Origin of the sequence: Catellatospora sp. NPDC049609, assembly GCF_040675365.1 — a bacterium.
GTDB lineage: Bacteria > Actinomycetota > Actinomycetes > Mycobacteriales > Micromonosporaceae > Catellatospora.
Genome location: NZ_JBFAOU010000034.1, coordinates 1 through 16,968, shown reverse-complemented (window position 1 = coordinate 16,968; position 16,968 = coordinate 1). Strand labels below are relative to the sequence as shown.

Genomic DNA, 16,968 nt, shown 5'->3' with positions numbered 1-16,968 from the left:
CGTTGACCGCCCGGCTGGCACAGGGTCCGTGTCGAATCCCGGAGCCTGCCGCTGCCCGGCCACGCCTGCTCCAGTTTTCGGGTGCACCATGGTCGGGTGAACTTTCCGGAACTACAGCAGCGCCTGCGCGACGCGGGCCACGACCCGTTCCAGGCCTACGCGGGTCGCTACGACACGTTACGAGGCGACGGTCGTACCGCATCCGGCACGAACGGGGTCTGTCACGGCGCGTGGAACCTGCTGATCGGGGATGGCCTGTTCACCGTCACCGTCCGCGACCTCAACCGTCCCGCCTCCTACCACCCGGACACGCACGGCCCGGAGCCGGTCGTCTTCGGCCGCGAGGCCGCCGCCTGCGATCTGCTGTGGGACATCGTCAGCCGGCTCGACTCGGCGGGCAGCGTCCAGGCGGTCACCTCCGCCGAACTCGACCCCGTCGCACGTGACTGGCTGCACGAGTGCGGCTGGCACCCACCGGTGCAGCTGTACGGCAACCCGTTCGTCGCCACCCGCGACCGCCAGTCCTTCCGGATTGCACAGCGCGCCGGACGGTTCGAACTGCACCTGCACGACCACTCGGTGCCCAAACTCGGCGCACCGGCGTACGCCGCCGACTGCCTGGCCGACGTCACCCGCATCCTGATGACCGAGGTCGGCAACCGTTCTGCCCCGCGCCCGACGGGCTGGCCGAACGCCGTGTTCCGGGTCGGCTGGGCCGACGAGGTCGCCCTCGCCGTGCTGCACGCCATGGACTTCGCGGCGATCCGCCAGGCCTACCGCACGCAGCGCCCCGGCCCGCCACTGCGGATCATCGCCGAAGGGCCTGACCTGTCCCTGGTCACTCCCGACCTGGTCGAGCGGGCCGAGCGCAACGGATACCCCCTGCACCGCTACGTGAACACCACCGAGTCGGCAGGCTTCGGCAGCGACGAGCGTTACGTCATCCGACGCCACCACGACCCGCTGCGCTACACCCTGGACCGCTACGGCGAGCGCAGCAACCGCCCCACCACCGTGCTGACCACCGAGGGCCTCGCACCCATCCACGCCTACCTCGAACAACGGTTCGGCCGCTGAACAGACCATGGCAGGCGTGGTCGCAGCACCGGCCGCAGCCGCGGCAGGCCCGAGGGCCGCTGACCTCACGCCGTCCCAGCAACTCCAGCATCCGGTCCGACGGCTGAAGGAGGGTGGCGGAGCTTAGACCTCGCCGTTCTGGTCAGTGTCTGGGATGGGCCGGCCGCGGCCGAGCATCGCGCGGACTATGCCACGCTGCCGGCAGGAGAGATGAGCACGTCGCTGGTCAGGTCGCCGAGGAATGCATCGGCGTCCAGGTCCAGGGCGAGGTCCTCGTCTCCGCCGTGAGACATGCCACCGAGCCGGCTGACTTCGACATACCAGGCCGAGAGGCCGTCGCGTACGCCGTTGGGGGACATGACGGTTCCGCCGAGATGTTCTTGGTGAAACCGGTCGTATTGGTCAGGAACATCGGTGTAGGAGTCGGCGTCCTGCGGTCGCACGCCGGCGTTCGGGTCGAAGTGGCGCGGGTACAACCACAACGAGCCGAACAATCCGTACCGCTGCATGGTGTCCGTGGCGTCGCGCTCGCCGTCGGCGAGAACCGGCGCGGCGGCAGGACGCGGCACGCGTGGTCCCTGGAATTCGGCTTCGGTGAGCCACACCATGGCGAAAAGATGATCGACGCCGTCGTCGGCCAGCTGGAGGCGGGGATGCCTGACCGACTGCGCCAGTTGCTCCCAGAACGGGTGGTCGTCGCCGAGGTCCCCGGCTTGCCCGCTGGTCAGGTACGGCATCGGTGCCCCGAAGTACTCGTCGTCGTCCCACTGGAAGACGGCCACGGCCACCAGATCGCTGCCCCGGCGCCGGTAGGCCTCGGGCAGCCACAGGGTGAAGCAGTGCATCATCGGCTGGCCCGTGCGCGGAGAGCGCGGCCAGCTGCGCACGTCGATGCCCGGACCCTCAGGGCCCGCCCAGCCGGCTGGCACGGCGTCGAAGCGGCCGTCAGCTCTCGGATTGCCGCCGACCCTGATATCGAAGGCTTGCACCAGCACGGGCCGCCCGTGGGCGTCGGCGGAGACGCGGTGAGGCTGGAATCCCGGCGGCGGTGGTGTCCGTCCCGAGTCGAGCGTCGCCTGACCCGAGCCGGGGCAGTCGCCGGTGCCCGCCTGCCGCCGGTGTGGCGGCATGGGCCAGCCGTACGGGGTGACCGCGGAGATCTCCGCGCAGACCGGGCACGCTCCGGCGGGCGGCGGTGGTGGCACAGGGCTGGACATGGGGGCACCGGTTTCTCGATCTGAAGGGATGTGGCGTGGCACGCGTCGCTGGTGCGGCCGGTCAGCCGGCGGCGGGGCCGCGGCGGAACTTCTCCTTGGGTGTGCGGTTGCCCGCCCGGAACGCTTCGAGCGCGACGTCCGGCGACACGGCTGACGCGGCGAAGAGCACGCTTTCGTCCGGCGCGACGTAGATGGTGGCGCCGCCGCGCACGGCGTGCACGACGCGGACGCCGAGACCGTCAGGCAAAGGCATGACGTTGAGCGCCGCGTTTTCCGTCAGCTGTGCCATCAGTTCCCGGCCGATCTGGGCCAGCCGCTCGTTGAGGCCGGCGGCCGGCGGCACCTGCGCCGTGGCGAACTGCAGCGGCCTGCGCACCTGCGGTTGGCCGGCCAGCTGTGCGATGACCGCCAGGTGCTCGTACAGCCCGCCCAGCTGCAGGTGGCTCGCGTCGGGCGAGCCCCCCAGCGCCAGCAGCGGCGCGTAGCCGAAGCACTGCTCGAATCCGGGCACGCCGTCGCGGTCACGTGCCGCCGGGTAGGGCTGCCACTCCCAGGCGGCCTCGCGCTGCGCCGTGTCTTGCAGCAGCGCGACGAGGGACGCGAAGGACTGTCCCTGGACGACGTCGATCGACCCGAAGCGGGACTTCACCATTAGGTAGAGGCCGTTGACGTGGCAGATGACGTCACCGAGTCCGGTGGTGAACAGGACGGTCGCGCTGTCGGGCAGGCCGAAGACCCCGGCGAGCATCGTGGCTGCGCGGGCCGGGTCGACGAAGCGGAAGTACCCGTCGCCGACGAACCCGGCACCGTGCGAGCGCCACAACTGCACCGCGTCGGCGGGGACCTGCGCGGCATACCGGCTGATGGTCTCGTCGGCTATGGGCGCCACGGGGTGGAACTCAGAGAACATGGTCGACAACACCCTTCTGCGTGTCGCGGAAGTGTAGCCACAAGCCTGTCTTGCCGAGCCGCCGCTGTTCGCCCGCTGACGGCGCTACCGGACCTTCGGCATGATGATCCGCGGTTGGCCGGCCGGAGCCCGGGAGCTGCGCCCTGGTGTCCGCATCGACCTAGGCGGCGAGGCCGACGGCCCAGACGCCGACCATGACGACCAGCGGGACGAGAGCCGTGACAGGGAGAGCGCGGTGCAGCCGAGCGTACGGCGGCGCGAGACCGAGCGGCGCCTCGGCTGCCACGCTGTCGGCAACCGCGGAGTCGAAGGTGGGTGCGGCCGTGGTGTCGTTCAGGGCCTCCAGCCGCGCGTAGAGCGCAGCTGCGGTCTCGTTCATCCACTGCCACGTCTGCGGGTCACAGCAGGAAAGCGACCGTAGGTGCGAGTAGACGAAGAGGCGATCCGCGACGACCTCCACGTCGAAAACGGTCTTCGCAGGCCCGACGAACCGGGCGACCATCTCCGGCGTGAACAGGGAACGGGCCCAGCCTTCGGCCTCGGACGGGCAGAAGAGCCCGAACGCCTCCCCGAACGGGCCACCCAGCGGCATTCCTGTGTCATTGGCGGGTCGGGCGGGCACGCTTGACCCGAGCAGCCGTCCGTCGTTGGCGCGGGCGTGGAGCACCACCTGCGGCATCGGTCGGTCGAGCGTGAGGGCGAAGTAGGACAAGGTGAGCGACTCGCCGGCGCGCCCCTTCGGGATCCAGGCGGTGTAGTTCGCCACCTCCAGCGGACGAGGGCCGAAACGGCGCAGGCGTGCCGAGGAACGACGCAGTGTGCCGCGCCGGAAGGGGAGACCCGGCAGGTCGGGTTCCTTGACCTCGGGCGTGAAGTCGAACCCGTTGGCGGTCGCGAACCGGTGCAACCGAAACAGCTCCTCCCGGATGCCCTTCCTCACGTGCGCGACCCAGATGAACATGGTGGCGACGAGGCAGGCCGCCGTACCGACCGACAGGAGCAGGGCATGGTCGCGCAACGGCCCGTTCGGTGCCGGTGCCCCCAGCGTGAGGAGGATGAGGGCGAGGAGGACGAGGGCCGCGACGGCGGCTGTCGTGACCGCGTAGAGAACGAGCAGGCCCACCCAGACGTTCCACCGGGAGCGGTGTCCGAGCACGCGAGCGGTGAAGTCCCTCAGCTGGGGGCGGGTGGACGCCACGGTGAGGGGTGTCGTGTCGAGCCCCACGTCAGATGTCACCTTCACCGGCCGGCCCCTTGGCCGACGACGGCGGAGAGGCCGCCCCGCGCCCGTCGGATCCCGCCCAGGCCGGCCGGGCGAAACGACCCGACCGGCGCGCTCGCGTGAGGGTCGTGGTCGAGCGGTCGGACACCCGCCCGAGTGCGTCCCGACGCAGCGCGGCTCCAATCCCACGGTCGTGGCGTCCCGCGGCGGCAAGACGGATCGTGTCCTGGCGCCGGTGCAAGGCGCGTGGGCCGCAGATCCGGCTGCCGGCGGTGCCGGCCAGCTGCAGGTGTTCACTCATGATCGGCACGACGCCACGATACGTGAGCACTTCCAGATGATCTGGTCGGCCGGCGTTCCGAGAACCGGATAGAGGTACACGCCGACCTGCGGGGCTATTGACACGGCAAGCGTGGAGCGCGTCGATCGAGTAGGCCAAGTCGTTGCTTGTGGTGCAAGGTTCCGGCCTGTGCTTAACGTTGGCGGCGACGAGCCGACTAGCGCAGGACCTACTTCGTACCGTAATTGCGTGCGCGTACGCCGCTGTCCGCGGGACCGCTGGGGGTGACCAGCCCGCAGCCCCACCACGGCCGACCATGTACGCGCCGAACTCGGCGACGCCGTCGACTTCGTCCTGGACGGCGGTCCGTGTCAGGTCGGCGTCGAGTCGACCATCGTCGACGCGACCGGCGACACCCCGAGCATCCTGCGGCCCGGTGGGGTTACCCGTGAGGACATCGAGACGGTGCTGGGCCGGCCGCTCGCCGCGCCCTCGGCTCACCCGGTCCGGGTGCCGGGGCAGCACCCGTCACACTACGCACCGCGTGCGCGGGTCGTGCTCGTCGAGCCGGAGAAGGTTGTCGTCGAGGCGGAACTCGCTCAGCAGCTCCGCCACCGGGTCGGGGTGTTCCTGCCGCCGGGGGCCGCGGCTGCCGCGGTGAAGACGCACGCCACGGTCACGGTCCCCGGCTCACCGGCCGCATACGCGCGCGGCCTGTACGGCTTCCTGCGCGAGCTCGACCAGGCAGGATGCGACCTGATCATCGCGTCGTTGCCGGCCGAGCAGGGGCTCGGAACAGCGATCGCCAACCGGCTGCGCCGCGCCGCCGGACCCCGGCCGGGCGAATGACCCGACCTGCCCGCAGGCGGCACGCCAGGCGTGCTTGACACCGCACGGCGCCGGCGTGGACGGGGCACGAAACGGATCTCGCCTGCGCCGGCCCGACCGGCTGCCCCTCAGGCCGCGGCCAGGACCGGGTCGGCCGTTCGTCTATCTGCTCTTGGGGGTCAACATCGCGCGGGTGTGCCTGGCGACCGCCCGCCTGCGCTCGATCGGGACCATGTGTGTTTCGCCGGGGAACGCGACGAGCGACGCGTGCGGCACGAGGGTGGCGGTGCGCTCCGGCACCCGGCCGAACACCTGGTCGCGTGTGCCGCTGATGATCAGTGTCGGTGCCGAGATGCGGGACAGCGACGCCTCGTCGACAGGTGAGTCGAGGACGACGCGCAGGCCGCGCACGATGACCTGGGGATCGTTCATGCCTTCTGCGGCGCGACCGCGGCGGGTGCGCAGCCGGAGGCGTAGCAGCCAGTTCAGCCACGGGCGTCGGAACATGCCGACGAACTCCTCACCTAGTGAGGCGAAGTCTCCGCGAACCGCGTGGTCGAGCTGGCGGCGCATGAGCTGTGACCCTTCCGGTGAGAACCGGTGTGCGCTGGCCAGCAGCACCAGCTCCGAAACCAGGCCGGGGTGTTCGGCGGCCACCTGCAGGGCGATGATGCCGCCGTACGAGACGCCGACAAGCTGCACCGGCGCCCCGAGCTCGGAGATGATCGTGGTTATGTCGGCGACGACCGTCGCGAGGCTGTGGTTTTCGGTGGGCGCGGGGTCGTAGCCGAGCAGGATGAAACTGCGGTCGGGCGGCAGGATCGAGGCGACCCGGCCGGCGTCGCGCGCGATGCGCTGCGGGGTGGGCCGCTGCATGAACGCCTGGCCGCCGGCGAGCACGAGGATCGGCTGGTCACCGTGGCCCATCCGGGCGTAGGGGATGCGGCTGAGGAACGTGCCGGTCTCGATCGTCACAGCCGCCGATGATAGCCGCGGTCGGGGGCAGGTCCGGGAAGAGCACCGTGGTCCGGCCGGCGCACGGAGACGGCATACGGCTGACCAACACGTGATACTGTACGGCCTGTAACATCGGTGTCTGTCGATAGAAAAGTCCGTGTCTGGGACGCCCGTGAACTGGCATCCCACGTGCAATGGTCCAGGGACAACCGGGCCCTTTTCCTATCCCCGACTTCGCATTGCGCGGGTGACGGCTTCGATGCCGGTGCCGGGGATGCCGCTACGGCCTTGGCGTAGCGCTGTTGGCAGAATGCTCGCCGCATTCGGCTCGGCAGACTACGCCGCAGACACCGCCCCTACCGAAAGTTGGCTTCGATCCAAGCCCGGACCGCATTGGCTGCTTTTGCCGCGTCGATGAGGACTACCGTGCAGTCTTCAATGCGCGAGACTTCAGTAGCCCCGGCAGCAACAGCTTGATCGGCGAGTTTGGCGACGATGGAGTCGCCCATCTCCAGATCATCACGGTCCCAGTACGGCAGGGCTCCGTAGAACGTGTCGAGGGTTCGGTACGAGGCCCACACCACCTCATCGCCTTCGCGTACCGGCATCTGATAGTCGCGGTAGCGCTTGCCCTGCACGTTCGCCGTCGCCTCGGCGTGGTGACACAACGTCAGGGACTTCAAAGGCGCACCAAGCATCAGGACTTGGCCACCCAGCCTGACCAGCCCGCCCAACGGGCCGAACGGGCCCCACGGGTCGCCGTCGTCGGGATCGGCCAGCAGCTCGGAGCTCCTGGGGCCTAAAGCGACGAAGCTCACCTCGGGATGCGAGCTTCGTTCGGCGGCAGGCCACGTACGTAGCCGCTCCGGGAACCGTCCGAACTCACGTCGCGAAGCCGAGATACGGGGATCGAACGGTGGCTGGTCCCGATATGCCTGGCGCCAGGATTCGGGCCAGCCGGCGACATGGTAAGGGCTGTCTTCCCAGCCGGACAGTGCCATCAATGTGCCGGTCGCTCCGATGGCGTCACGGAGGGCGTGCACGACGGAGTCCATGCCGCCGACCACCCACCCGAAAGCCGACAGCCTGACGTGGACCATCAGCACTCCACCTTCGACCACACCGATCTGCCGTAGGTGACTGGCGATTCGGGTGCGCGTGACAGGTGCGTAGCCATGCCGACTGAGTAGGTGATTCGGGACCAGCACGTAGCAATCCTGCCAGTCGCTTCTCCTGCCAGCTCGCCACACCGCAGGCAGCGCACGCGGCCGACACGCTGGCCCGTCTCGTCAACGGCCGAACGCCGCGGCCATTCGTCGTGAACAGCCGGAAGGCGAAGGACCCCACCACGGCCGGGGTGCGATGCCGAGCCGGGCCTGTACGGCGTGGGCGTACTCGTGGCCGAGCAGGGAGAACACGAACGCGCCGGGCTTGACGTGTGCGGGCTGGATGATGCCGCCAGCTCCGCGAGTAGGCGGGCGGGCCGAGCAGGCCGGTCGCGTCGAGGCCGGTGTAGCCCACGGCGTTGCCGCGGGCGGCGTACGAGGTGTCGGTGCGCCAGGTGCCCGATCACCCACTGTGGCCCGGCCATCCGGCTCGCCAACTGCTGCTGCTGCCCTGGAACGGCTCCGACTCCGCAGCTGGATGAACTACGTCGCCGATCAGCTCGCTCACCTCGACCGTGACGCCTCCGCTTCGTAGGCCGGTGTGCAGACAGGACAGAACGCGATCATGGCAACGGGTACTCCAGCCAGACGACCTTACCGTCGGCCGTCGGCTGCACGCCCCAGCGCTGCGACAGGCGGTGCACGAGCCCGAGCCCGAAACCGCCGTCGACGTCCGGCCTGCGTGGCCGCGGCGCAGCGGTGCTGCGGTCGGCGACCGCTATGCGCAGGACCCGGTCGCTGCGTTCGACGGTCATCGCCACGGCGCCGCCGCCGTGCAGCACGGCATTGGCCGGTCGGCCGGCCGATGTTTCGGTCGAGCGGGAGGAGAAATCCGTCTCGTCTGCATCCACGGTGTCGGCGCGCTCGATCGAGATGGTGCACAGCATCGGGGACATGTTCGTCGACGATCCCCGCTTCGCCGCCATGTACGACGACGAGGCGGGGGCGCGGTTCGTCCGCGACGCGCTGCACACGTACGCACATACCCGGATGTAGCCTGCGTGGTTCGCAGCCCGGCTGCGGCGAGGGCAAGTGCGCCGCCCTGACTGGACCCGGCGACGGCGATGCGCCCGGCGTCAACGCCCGGCCGCCGCCGTGGACACTCGCCAGCGGGTCCGGCGCGCGGGGCGAGCCGGACCCGTCCGCCGTCAGACCTGCCGGATGTGGACGGCGAGGTCGCCGAACGCGGTCGCGGTACGGCCGTCGGCGGTGTACGCGGTGAATCCCGGACGCTTGGTCAGCGTCACCGCGAAGCGCGGATCCTGCTGCCGGGTGCGGCCCACGGCGTCCGCGTCACGGGAGCCCGCGAGGGCCAGGGCCAGGGCGGTGGCCGCGTCGTCGCCGAAGACGTCGTCGCTGCCGGCGACCTGGCGAGGCCCGTTGGGGCGCAGCTCGTGCAGGGTGCTCGGGACGCGGACGCGCCAGGTGGCGGGGGTGTAGCCGAAGCCGGCGGTGAGGTGGCTCCAGCGGACCCCGTCGCGCAGGTCGAGCAGGTTGACGCCGCCGGTGCCCAGCACGTGGCCGCGCTCGTCGCGGCCGCCCGGATCGGTGACCAGCAGCGCGGTGTTCGGGTCGAGGCCGTAGACCCGGTCATGGCCGGTGTCCGCGGCGAGCTGGACGGCGCGGCCGAGGCGGCCGTACGCGGAGAAGTGCGTGTCGATGAGCCCGGAGGTGAGGAACCCGAACCCGCCCGCTGGCCAGTAGCCGCTGGTGTTCGGGTCGTCGAAGTAGCCGGGGCGCGCGCCGTCGCGCAGCGCCTCGTAGCTCTCGCCGCCGGTGACCATGTCGGCGCCCTGCTGGATCTGGGCACCGGCGCTGCTTCCGGCGACCACCGCGCCGGCGCGGTGGCGGCGGCGGATGGCGGCGAGCACCAGGGTGTCTGTATGGGCGTCGCCGTGCAGCAGCGTGGTGACGTAGCGGAACTGGTCTCCGCCGCCGAAGAAGAAGCCGGTGCAGCTCGCGGCCAGGGCCGCGACGGCGGGGTCGTCGGCCGCGGCGACGCGGTCGAGGTCGACGGGGATCCAGACGGCGTCGCCCGCGCCGTGGGAGCGCAGCAGATCGGCGTAGTACTGGCCGTTGGTCTGGCTGTTGACCGCGTCGGGGGAGCCGGCGTCGGGGTCCTGGCTGGGCGGGATGGAGGCGGCGGTGAGCACGCCGATGCGGGCCGTGGGGCCGCCGGCGCGGCGGACTATCTCGCCGTAGATCTCGGTGTTGTCATCGGCGAGGGAGCCGCCGACGAGGATGAGCGGGCCGCGGCACACCTTGGCGGAGGCGCGTGCGGCGGGGCCGAAGGCGGTGAGGGCGGCGGCGCCGAGGGCGCCGGCGAGCACGGTGCGTCTGCGGGTCATGGGGTGCCTCCCGGGGGTGGGAGGCTCCGCCCGCCGCCGCGTGGTGGGAACTTGTGGTTTCCAACGGCGGGCGGAGCCGGACTGGGTGTCGGCGCCAGATGGGCGACGCGACAGCACGTTACAAGAGGACGTACTGCTAGTCCAGATGTAATGCGTGTTACAAAGCGGTAATAGAAACTACAGATGTACAAGAATCAGCCTCGGCTGTACTGTGCGATACATCACAGCGTGGTGGGTTCCGTCGAGGAGGATCTATGCCCCCCATCTCCCGCCTGGCAGCCGCGACCACCGTCGCCATGCTGGCAGGCACCCTGATCGGCACCCCGGCGCACGCCGCCGTGACCCGGGTCCGCCAGGGCAGCGCCACCGACGTCAGCCGCACCGCCTGGTCCGGCCCGGCGTACACGATGAACGGCTCCGGCGCGGTCGTCACCGCGACCATGACCAGGGCGATCGACGCGATCCGCGCCGGCAGCGGCAGCCTCGACGTCACCGTCGTGGCCGGATCCGCGCCCAGCTCGGGCAGCAAGACGCCCGAATGCGACACCATCATGGGGTTGGCAGGCGTCAACTCCTGCACCACGCTGACCCTCACCGCCACCAACGACGGCAACAACAGCCAGGTCAACACCGACATCCGCAACGCCGAGTTCGTCTACTTCGCCGGTGGGGACCAGTGCCGCTACGCCAACTGGAAGGGCACCGCGCTGCGGGCCTCGGTCCAGTCGGTGGTCGCCAAGGGCGGCGGTGTCGGCGGCGGCAGCGCCGGGCACCACATCAACAGCGACGTCGTATATGACGCCTGCTCCGGCAGCGTGCTGTCCGCCGAGGCCCTCGCCGATCCCTACGACAGCTACATCAGCTTCACCACGGGCATGTTCGAGTGGCCGAACTATGCCAACACCATCAACGACTCGCACTTCGTCGCCCGCGACCGGATGGGGCGGCTCATGGCATTCGTCGCCCGGTCCATCAAGGACGGACTGGTCAGCGGCGGCGCGGCCTGGGGTGTCGGGGTCGAGGAGGGCGCGTCGCTGTTCATCGACGCCGCCGGCAAGGCGACGCTGACCGGCCCGAGCGCATACGTCGTGCTCGGCGACCACCAGCCCGAACGCGCCGTGTCGGGGCAGCCGCTCAGCTTCTCCAACTTCAAGATCTGGAAGCTGGCCGGCGGCCAGACCTACGACTTCGCCAACCGGCCGAGCTGCGGCTACTACCTGCGCAGTGTCACGAACGGGGTGGCCGAGTCCAACCTGTACAACGGCACGCCGCTCACCTCCTGCCCGCCGCCCGGCGGCGGGGGCGGCTCCACTTTCGCCGAGGCCGAGCCCAACGACTCCCGCTCGACGGCCAACAGCATCGCGTCGCTGGCCTACCCCGCCACCGTGACCGGGAACATGGCCGGCAGCTCCGACCGGGACTACTTCGCCACCACCCTGGCCTCCGGCCAGACCGTCACCGTCACCTGCGCGATCCCGTCGGCCTACGACGCCGACCTGTACCTGCTCAGCTCCTCCGGCAGCACGCTGGTGCGCTCGGTGAACGACGGCGCGGGCACCGACGAGTCGCTGACCTACACCCGCACCGCCGCTGGCAGCGCCACCGTCTACGTCGAGCTGGAGGCCTACTCCGGCTCCGGCTCGGCGGTGTACTCCTGCACCGTGGCCAAGTGACCGACGGCCCCCGTCCGGCGCGCGCCGGGCGGGGGCCCCTGCCTGACCGTGGCTACGCTGTCGGCGGAGGTGGCAGATGACCGCAGTCGAGCACGGCGTCGCCGGGATGATCCACGCCCGGCTGGGCGAGTGCAGCCCGGCGGAGCGCCGGGTGGCCAGGGTGCTGCTGGCGGCGTACCCCGCGGCGGCGCTGGAGACCGTGGCGGTGCTGGCCGAGCGCGCCGGGGTGAGCGGGCCGACGGTGCTGCGCTTCGTCAACCGGCTGGGCTTCCGTGGCCACCCCGAGTTCCAGAAGGCGGTGCGCGACGAGCTTTCCGAACGCGACACCTCGCCGCTGTCGGCCTACACCGCCGAGCCGCCCGCCGCTCCCGGCGGGGCGCTGGAACGCGCGCGGCGGGTGCTGCCGCAGGCCGTGGAGGCCACCCTGGCAGAGCTGCCCGAGTCCGAGGTCGAGGCGGCGGTGCGGCTGCTTGCGGACCCGCAGTTGCGGGTCACCGGCCATGGCGGGCGCTTCTCCGCGCTGCTGGCCCACTATCTGGTGATGCACCTGGTGCAGATCCGAGGCAACAGCCGCCTGCTTCCCGCGGGGCAGGTCGAGCGAGCCGGACTGCTGGCCGAGCTGGGCCGCAGGGACCTGCTGGTGCTGTTCGACTACCGCCGGTACGAGCAGCCCACGCTGCGGCTGGCGCAGGCGGCCAAGGAGCACGAGGCGAAGATCATCCTGTTCACCGACCGGTGGCTGTCGCCGGTCGCGGGCGTCGCCGACGTGGTGCTGCCCAGCAGGGTGGACTCTCCGTCGGCGTACGACAGCTTCGTGCCCACCGTGGCGGTGCTGGAGACCCTGATCGACGGGGTGATCGCGCGCCTGGGCCCGGCCGCCGGGGAGCAGCTGACCTCCATCGAGGCGGCTGCTCAGCGCTACGGCCTCCTCGGATGATCTTGTTACATCAAAACGTAACTTCACATTCCATGTAACGCCTATTACAGTCCCCGGTACTGAGCATCAGTAACCGGGAGGACTTCATGCGTTCGCGCTTCGCCCTGTCCAGCACCGCGCTCGCGGCCGTCGCGCTCGCCGCGGCCGCCTGCGGCTCCACCGACACCCCAGCCACCGGCAGCTCGCCGGCCGCCGCGAATGTCACCGTGACCATCAACGGCGTCGGCGACGTCACCACCGACGCCAAGGTCGCCGCCACGCTGCCCGCCGACTTCCGCGACAAGGGCGCCGTCACCATCGCCACCAACGCCCCGTACGAGCCGTTCATCGACTTCAAGACCGAGGGCAACACCACCGAGTTCAAGGGCCTGGACTACGACCTGCTCACCGCCGCCGCCGCGCGGCTGGGCCTGCAGGCCCAGTGGAGTCAGCAGCCCTTCGACGGCCTGGTGCCGGGTCTGCAGGCCGGCAAGTACGACGCCATCGCCGGCGGTATCACCGACAAGAAGGAGCGCCAGCAGGTCGCCACCTTCGTCGACTACAGCGCCTCGGGCACCGGCTTCCTCGTCGCCAAGGGCAACCCGCTGGCCATCAACGACGTGACCGGCCTGTGCGGGCGCACCGTCGGCGTGCAGAAGGCCAGCAACCAGGCCAAGCACCTGACCGAGTACAGCAAGAGCAGCTGCGCCGGCAAGGCGATCACCGTCAAGGAGTACCCGGAGAACCCGCAGGCCGTGCAGGCCCTGCTGGCCGGGGCCGTCGACGCCGTCGCCGCGACCAAGGTCAACCTCGTCGACACCGAGCAGCAGCTCAAGGACAAGGTGCAGCTCGCCGCCGACGCCGCCAACCCCAACGGCTGGCTGGCCAGCCCCAACGGGTTCGGGTTCCTGAAGTCCCGCGCCGACCTGGCCAAGGCGTTCCAGGCCGCCGTGCAGTCCCTCATCGACGACGGCACCTACGCCAAGATCCTCGCCCAGTACGAGCAGAAGGAGATCGGCCTGGTCAACGCGACCATCGACCAGGCCATCGACTGACCGCCCACCCACGGGTGGCGGGCACGGTCGCCCGCCACCCGCGCTCTCACCGAGGGAACCCCCGCCCATGACAACCGACACCCCGTCGCCGATCAAAGCCGTGCCGGTACGCCACCACGGCCGCTGGATCGCCGCCGTCCTCGTGCTGCTGCTGGCCTACCAGATCGGCTCGGCCCTGCTCAGCAGCCCCAACCTCGAACCGCACACCATCGGTGAATACCTGTTCAAGGACTTCGTCCTCGAAGGCGTGCGCACGACCCTGCTGCTCACCGCCATCGCGATGCTGCTGGGCACCGCCGGCGGCGTCCTGCTCGCCGTCATGCGCCTGTCGGCAAACCCCGTGCTGCGCGTCAGCGCCGCGGTGTTCGTGTGGTTCTTCCGCGGCACCCCGCTGCTGGTCCAGATCGTCTTCTTCGGCTTCCTCGGCGCGCTGCTGCCGCGGCTGACCGTCACCGTCCCGTTCACCGACATCGCGATCTTCGACCAGCCCACCAACGCGGTCATGGTGGGCATCGTGCCCGCGGTGCTGGCCCTGTCGCTCAACGAGATGGCGTACGCCGCCGAGATCGTGCGCGGCGGCATCCTCGCCGTCGACAAGGGACAGACCGAGGCCGCCCACGCGCTGGGCATGAAACCCGGCCTCACCATGCGCCGCATCATCCTGCCGCAGGCCATGCGCGTGATCGCCCCGCCCATGGGCAACGAGGTCATCACCATGCTCAAGTCCACCGCGCTGGTGTCGGTCATCGCGGGGCGCGACCTGATGACCGCGGTGCAGACCGTGTACGCGCAGAACTACAAGGTGATCCCGCTGCTGGCCGTCGCCGCGATCTGGTATCTGGCCCTGGTCAGCGTCCTGTCGGTGGTGCAGTGGTTCGTCGAACGGCGCTTCGGCCGTGGCCACCGCGCCACCAGCGGAGGAGGGATGTTCCGGTGACCGCGATGATCAGAGCAGAGGGCGTACGCAAGAGCTTCGGGCAGCTGGAGGTGCTGTCCGGCATCGACCTGCAGGTGAACGCCGGCGAGGTGTGCTGCCTGCTCGGCCCGTCCGGGTCCGGCAAGTCCACGTTCCTGCGCTGCGTCAACCACCTGGAGACCGTCACCGCCGGACGCCTGTGGGTCGACGGGGACCTCGTGGGCTACCGCCAGCGCGGCGACCGCCTGCACGAGCTGCGCGAACGCGAGGTCGCCGAGCGCCGCCGCGACATCGGCATGGTGTTCCAGCGATTCAACCTGTTCCCGCACCTGACCGCCCTGGGCAACGTCATGGAGGCCCCGGTGCACGTGCTGCGCGAGCCGAAGGCGGCCGCCCGGCAGCGGGCACTGGCACTGCTCGACCGGGTCGGGCTGGCCGACAAGGCCCACGCGTACCCGGCGATGCTCTCCGGCGGTCAGCAGCAGCGGGTGGCCATCGCCCGGGCGCTGGCCATGCGGCCCAAGCTGATGCTGTTCGACGAGCCCACCTCGGCGCTGGACCCCGAGCTGGTCGGCGAGGTGCTCGATGTCATGCGCGACCTCGCGGCAGACGGCATGACCATGATGGTGGTCACCCACGAGATGGGCTTCGCCCGCGAGGCCGCCGACACCGTCGTGTTCATGGACGGCGGCGTCGTCGTCGAGACCGGCACACCCGAGCAGGTCCTCGGCGATCCGCGGCACGACCGCACCCGCGCGTTCCTGGCGAAGGTCCTGTGAAAGCCGCGGCACTACGAGCGGCGGCCGCGTCCCGGTATCCGGCGTTCCTGTCCCGGCTCGCCGAACTCGTCGAGGTCGACTGCGGGTCGCGCCAGGTCGCCGGTCTGCGCAAGGTCGCCTCCCGGTTCGCCGGATACGCCACCGACGCCGGACTCGACGCCACGCTCGTGCCGGTCCACGACGACACCGGTGTGCCGCTCGGCGATGCCGTGGTGGGGCGGCTGTCCGGCCGTGGCACCCGGCGCATCCTGCTGGCCGCGCACCTGGACACGGTGTTCCCGCCGGGCACCGCCGCGGCGCGGCCGCTGACCGTCGACGGCGGCACCGGCCGCGCGTACGGGCCCGGCGTGTGCGACGACAAGGGCGGGCTGCTGGCCGGGCTCGCCGCGATCGAGACCCTGATCGCGCTCGGCGTCGACGGGTTCGGCGAGCTGGTGCTGGTGGCCACGCCCGACGAGGAGATCGGCTCGGTCGGCAGCCGCCCGCTGCTGGCCGAACTGGCCGCCCAGGCCGACGCGATCCTGTGCCTGGAATGCGCCCGCGACAACGGCGACCTCGTGTCGGCTCGCAAGGGCGTCGCCGACGTCGAGATCGACCTGCACGGCCGGGCTGCCCACGCCGGCATCGAACCCGAACGCGGCGCCAACGCCGCGCTGGCCGCCGCGCACCTGACTGTGGCCCTGCAAGGGCTAGCGGGCGTCAACGTGGGCGTGCTCCGGGCCGGGACACAGCCCAACGTCGTGGCCGACCGGGCCCGGCTGGTGGTCGATGTGCGGGCGGCCGACCCGGCGGCGTACGAGGCGGCGCTGACCGACATCGCCCGGCTGGCGGGCAGCCCGCTCGTCGACGGGGTCACCGCCACCGTGCGGGTCGTGGCCCCGACACCGCCGTGGGCTGGCGGACCCGGCACGGCGGCGCTGTTACGCGCCGCCGAGCAGGTCGGCGACGAGCTTGGCCTGCCTGTCACCCACGCCGCCACCGGCGGGTGCGCCGACGCGAACCTGCTGGCCGAGTCGGGTGTGGCGGTGCTCGACGGGCTCGGGCCGGTCGGCGGCGGCGACCACGGCCCTGACGAGTGGCTCGACCTGAACTCGGTCGTGCCCCGGGTCGCGTTGCTGGCGGGTCTCATCGACCGGATCAGCTGACACTGTCGCGACGGGTTCCTCGTCATCGACATGATCGCAAGCATCATCGACCGCGACGCGCCCGCACGGCTACGTCCAGCAGCGAGTCACTCGCGTCCATCTGATCGGTTCGTCAAACCGATGTTGTAGGGCGCGATGGCACCACCCTCCGCTCAGAACCCGGGACTGCAGGTGACCCCGCCTGCAGCCCCGGGTTCAGTGTCCTTTCCGCACCATCGTGGGGCTCGCGTCGTGAGGCCGCCGTCGACGGCAGACAAGCGCGCAGCAGTTTGCTGTGTCGGGCACGGCGGCGCGACACAGCAAATGACCCGACGCCCAGGCTTCTGGCGCTAACGATCTTGTGCGCAATAGTTGAGGTCGCGTGATGGGCCGCTCCGGGGCGTTTCACCAGGTGATGGTGCGGTCGGAGACCAGGGCGGCGACGGCGTCGACGGTCTGCGGGAGCAGTTCGCGTCGTCCGGTGAAGCGCTGCAGGACCC

Annotated in this window: 16 protein-coding genes and 2 pseudogenes; 10 read left to right on the top strand and 8 right to left on the bottom strand. The window is 70.7% G+C overall.

Annotated features, from left to right (window positions below):
- The first annotated feature begins 96 nt into the window (after nt 1-96).
- On the top strand, nt 97-1,077 hold the full coding sequence (locus tag AB0J67_RS12775) for a hypothetical protein (RefSeq protein WP_363480550.1): 981 nt from the start codon (nt 97-99) through the stop codon (nt 1,075-1,077).
- Between the two features lie 185 nt (nt 1,078-1,262).
- Here AB0J67_RS12775 and AB0J67_RS12770 read toward each other — a convergent pair whose 3' ends face one another.
- From AB0J67_RS12770 to AB0J67_RS12760, 3 genes are all read right to left on the bottom strand, one after another.
- Nucleotides 1,263-2,072 carry a hypothetical protein gene (locus tag AB0J67_RS12770; protein ID WP_363480547.1) on the bottom strand — a complete coding sequence of 270 codons (810 nt, stop codon included), beginning with the start codon at nt 2,070-2,072 and terminating at the stop codon, nt 1,263-1,265.
- 283 nt (nt 2,073-2,355) lie between these two features.
- On the bottom strand, nt 2,356-3,204 hold the full coding sequence (locus tag AB0J67_RS12765; RefSeq protein ID WP_363480544.1) for a T6SS immunity protein Tdi1 domain-containing protein: 849 nt from the start codon (nt 3,202-3,204) through the stop codon (nt 2,356-2,358).
- Nucleotides 3,205-3,364: 160 nt separating this feature from the next.
- Entirely contained in the window at nt 3,365-4,429 is a 1,065-nt protein-coding gene (locus tag AB0J67_RS12760) for a hypothetical protein (RefSeq protein ID WP_363480541.1), read from the bottom strand.
- Between the two features lie 586 nt (nt 4,430-5,015).
- Between AB0J67_RS12760 and AB0J67_RS12755 the strand changes: the two are divergent.
- Both AB0J67_RS12755 and AB0J67_RS12750 read left to right on the top strand, forming a co-directional pair.
- Nucleotides 5,016-5,132: pseudogene (locus AB0J67_RS12755) on the top strand (Sua5/YciO/YrdC/YwlC family protein); the annotation flags it as partial.
- A complete protein-coding gene (locus AB0J67_RS12750) occupies nt 5,130-5,555 on the top strand; it encodes a Sua5 family C-terminal domain-containing protein (protein WP_363480634.1) in 426 nt (141 codons plus the stop codon). The pseudogene AB0J67_RS12755 and the gene AB0J67_RS12750, both read left to right, overlap by 3 nt.
- Before the next feature lie 141 nt (nt 5,556-5,696).
- On the opposite strand, the gene AB0J67_RS12745 is transcribed toward AB0J67_RS12750, so the two are convergent.
- The 3 genes from AB0J67_RS12745 to AB0J67_RS12735 form a co-directional block, all read right to left on the bottom strand.
- Entirely contained in the window at nt 5,697-6,509 is an 813-nt protein-coding gene (locus tag AB0J67_RS12745) for an alpha/beta hydrolase (RefSeq protein WP_363480538.1), read from the bottom strand.
- Nucleotides 6,510-6,847: 338 nt separating this feature from the next.
- Nucleotides 6,848-7,699 carry an AAC(3) family N-acetyltransferase gene (locus AB0J67_RS12740; protein ID WP_363480535.1) on the bottom strand — a complete coding sequence of 284 codons (852 nt, stop codon included), beginning with the start codon at nt 7,697-7,699 and terminating at the stop codon, nt 6,848-6,850.
- Nucleotides 7,700-8,220: 521 nt separating this feature from the next.
- The gene (locus tag AB0J67_RS12735; protein WP_363480532.1) at nt 8,221-8,553 is read right to left on the bottom strand and encodes an ATP-binding protein; all 333 of its coding nucleotides are present in this window, start codon (nt 8,551-8,553) and stop codon (nt 8,221-8,223) included.
- Between AB0J67_RS12735 and AB0J67_RS12730 the strand changes: the two genes are divergently transcribed.
- Nucleotides 8,552-8,653, top strand: coding sequence for a hypothetical protein (locus tag AB0J67_RS12730; protein ID WP_363480530.1), 102 nt, complete (start codon nt 8,552-8,554; stop codon nt 8,651-8,653). The genes AB0J67_RS12735 and AB0J67_RS12730 overlap by 2 nt on opposite strands.
- 16 nt (nt 8,654-8,669) lie before the next feature.
- Here AB0J67_RS12730 and AB0J67_RS12725 read toward each other — a convergent pair.
- Both AB0J67_RS12725 and AB0J67_RS12720 read right to left on the bottom strand, forming a co-directional pair.
- Nucleotides 8,670-8,732 (bottom strand): annotated as a pseudogene (locus AB0J67_RS12725) (hypothetical protein); the annotation flags it as partial.
- Between the two features lie 73 nt (nt 8,733-8,805).
- Complete coding sequence (locus AB0J67_RS12720; protein WP_363480527.1) at nt 8,806-10,005, bottom strand: cyanophycinase; 1,200 nt, start codon at nt 10,003-10,005, stop codon at nt 8,806-8,808.
- A gap of 254 nt (nt 10,006-10,259) precedes the next feature.
- Here AB0J67_RS12720 and AB0J67_RS12715 point away from each other — a divergent pair, with 254 nt between their 5' ends.
- From AB0J67_RS12715 to AB0J67_RS12690, 6 genes are all read left to right on the top strand, one after another.
- Nucleotides 10,260-11,678, top strand: coding sequence for a pre-peptidase C-terminal domain-containing protein (locus tag AB0J67_RS12715; RefSeq protein WP_363480524.1), 1,419 nt, complete (start codon nt 10,260-10,262; stop codon nt 11,676-11,678).
- A 76-nt stretch (nt 11,679-11,754) separates the two neighbouring features.
- Nucleotides 11,755-12,615: a MurR/RpiR family transcriptional regulator gene (locus AB0J67_RS12710; protein WP_363480521.1), complete on the top strand. Its 861-nt coding sequence runs from the start codon at nt 11,755-11,757 to the stop codon at nt 12,613-12,615.
- Nucleotides 12,616-12,701: 86 nt separating this feature from the next.
- Complete coding sequence (locus tag AB0J67_RS12705) at nt 12,702-13,649, top strand: ABC transporter substrate-binding protein (protein ID WP_363480518.1); 948 nt, start codon at nt 12,702-12,704, stop codon at nt 13,647-13,649.
- Between the two features lie 67 nt (nt 13,650-13,716).
- A complete protein-coding gene (locus AB0J67_RS12700) occupies nt 13,717-14,586 on the top strand; it encodes an amino acid ABC transporter permease (protein ID WP_363480515.1) in 870 nt (289 codons plus the stop codon).
- Nucleotides 14,583-15,344, top strand: a complete 762-nt coding sequence (locus AB0J67_RS12695) for an amino acid ABC transporter ATP-binding protein (protein WP_363480512.1) — start codon at nt 14,583-14,585, stop codon at nt 15,342-15,344. The genes AB0J67_RS12700 and AB0J67_RS12695 overlap by 4 nt, the downstream gene beginning before the upstream one ends.
- A complete protein-coding gene (locus AB0J67_RS12690) occupies nt 15,341-16,489 on the top strand; it encodes a M20/M25/M40 family metallo-hydrolase (RefSeq protein WP_363480509.1) in 1,149 nt (382 codons plus the stop codon). The genes AB0J67_RS12695 and AB0J67_RS12690 overlap by 4 nt, the downstream gene beginning before the upstream one ends.
- Nucleotides 16,490-16,968 lie beyond the last annotated feature (479 nt).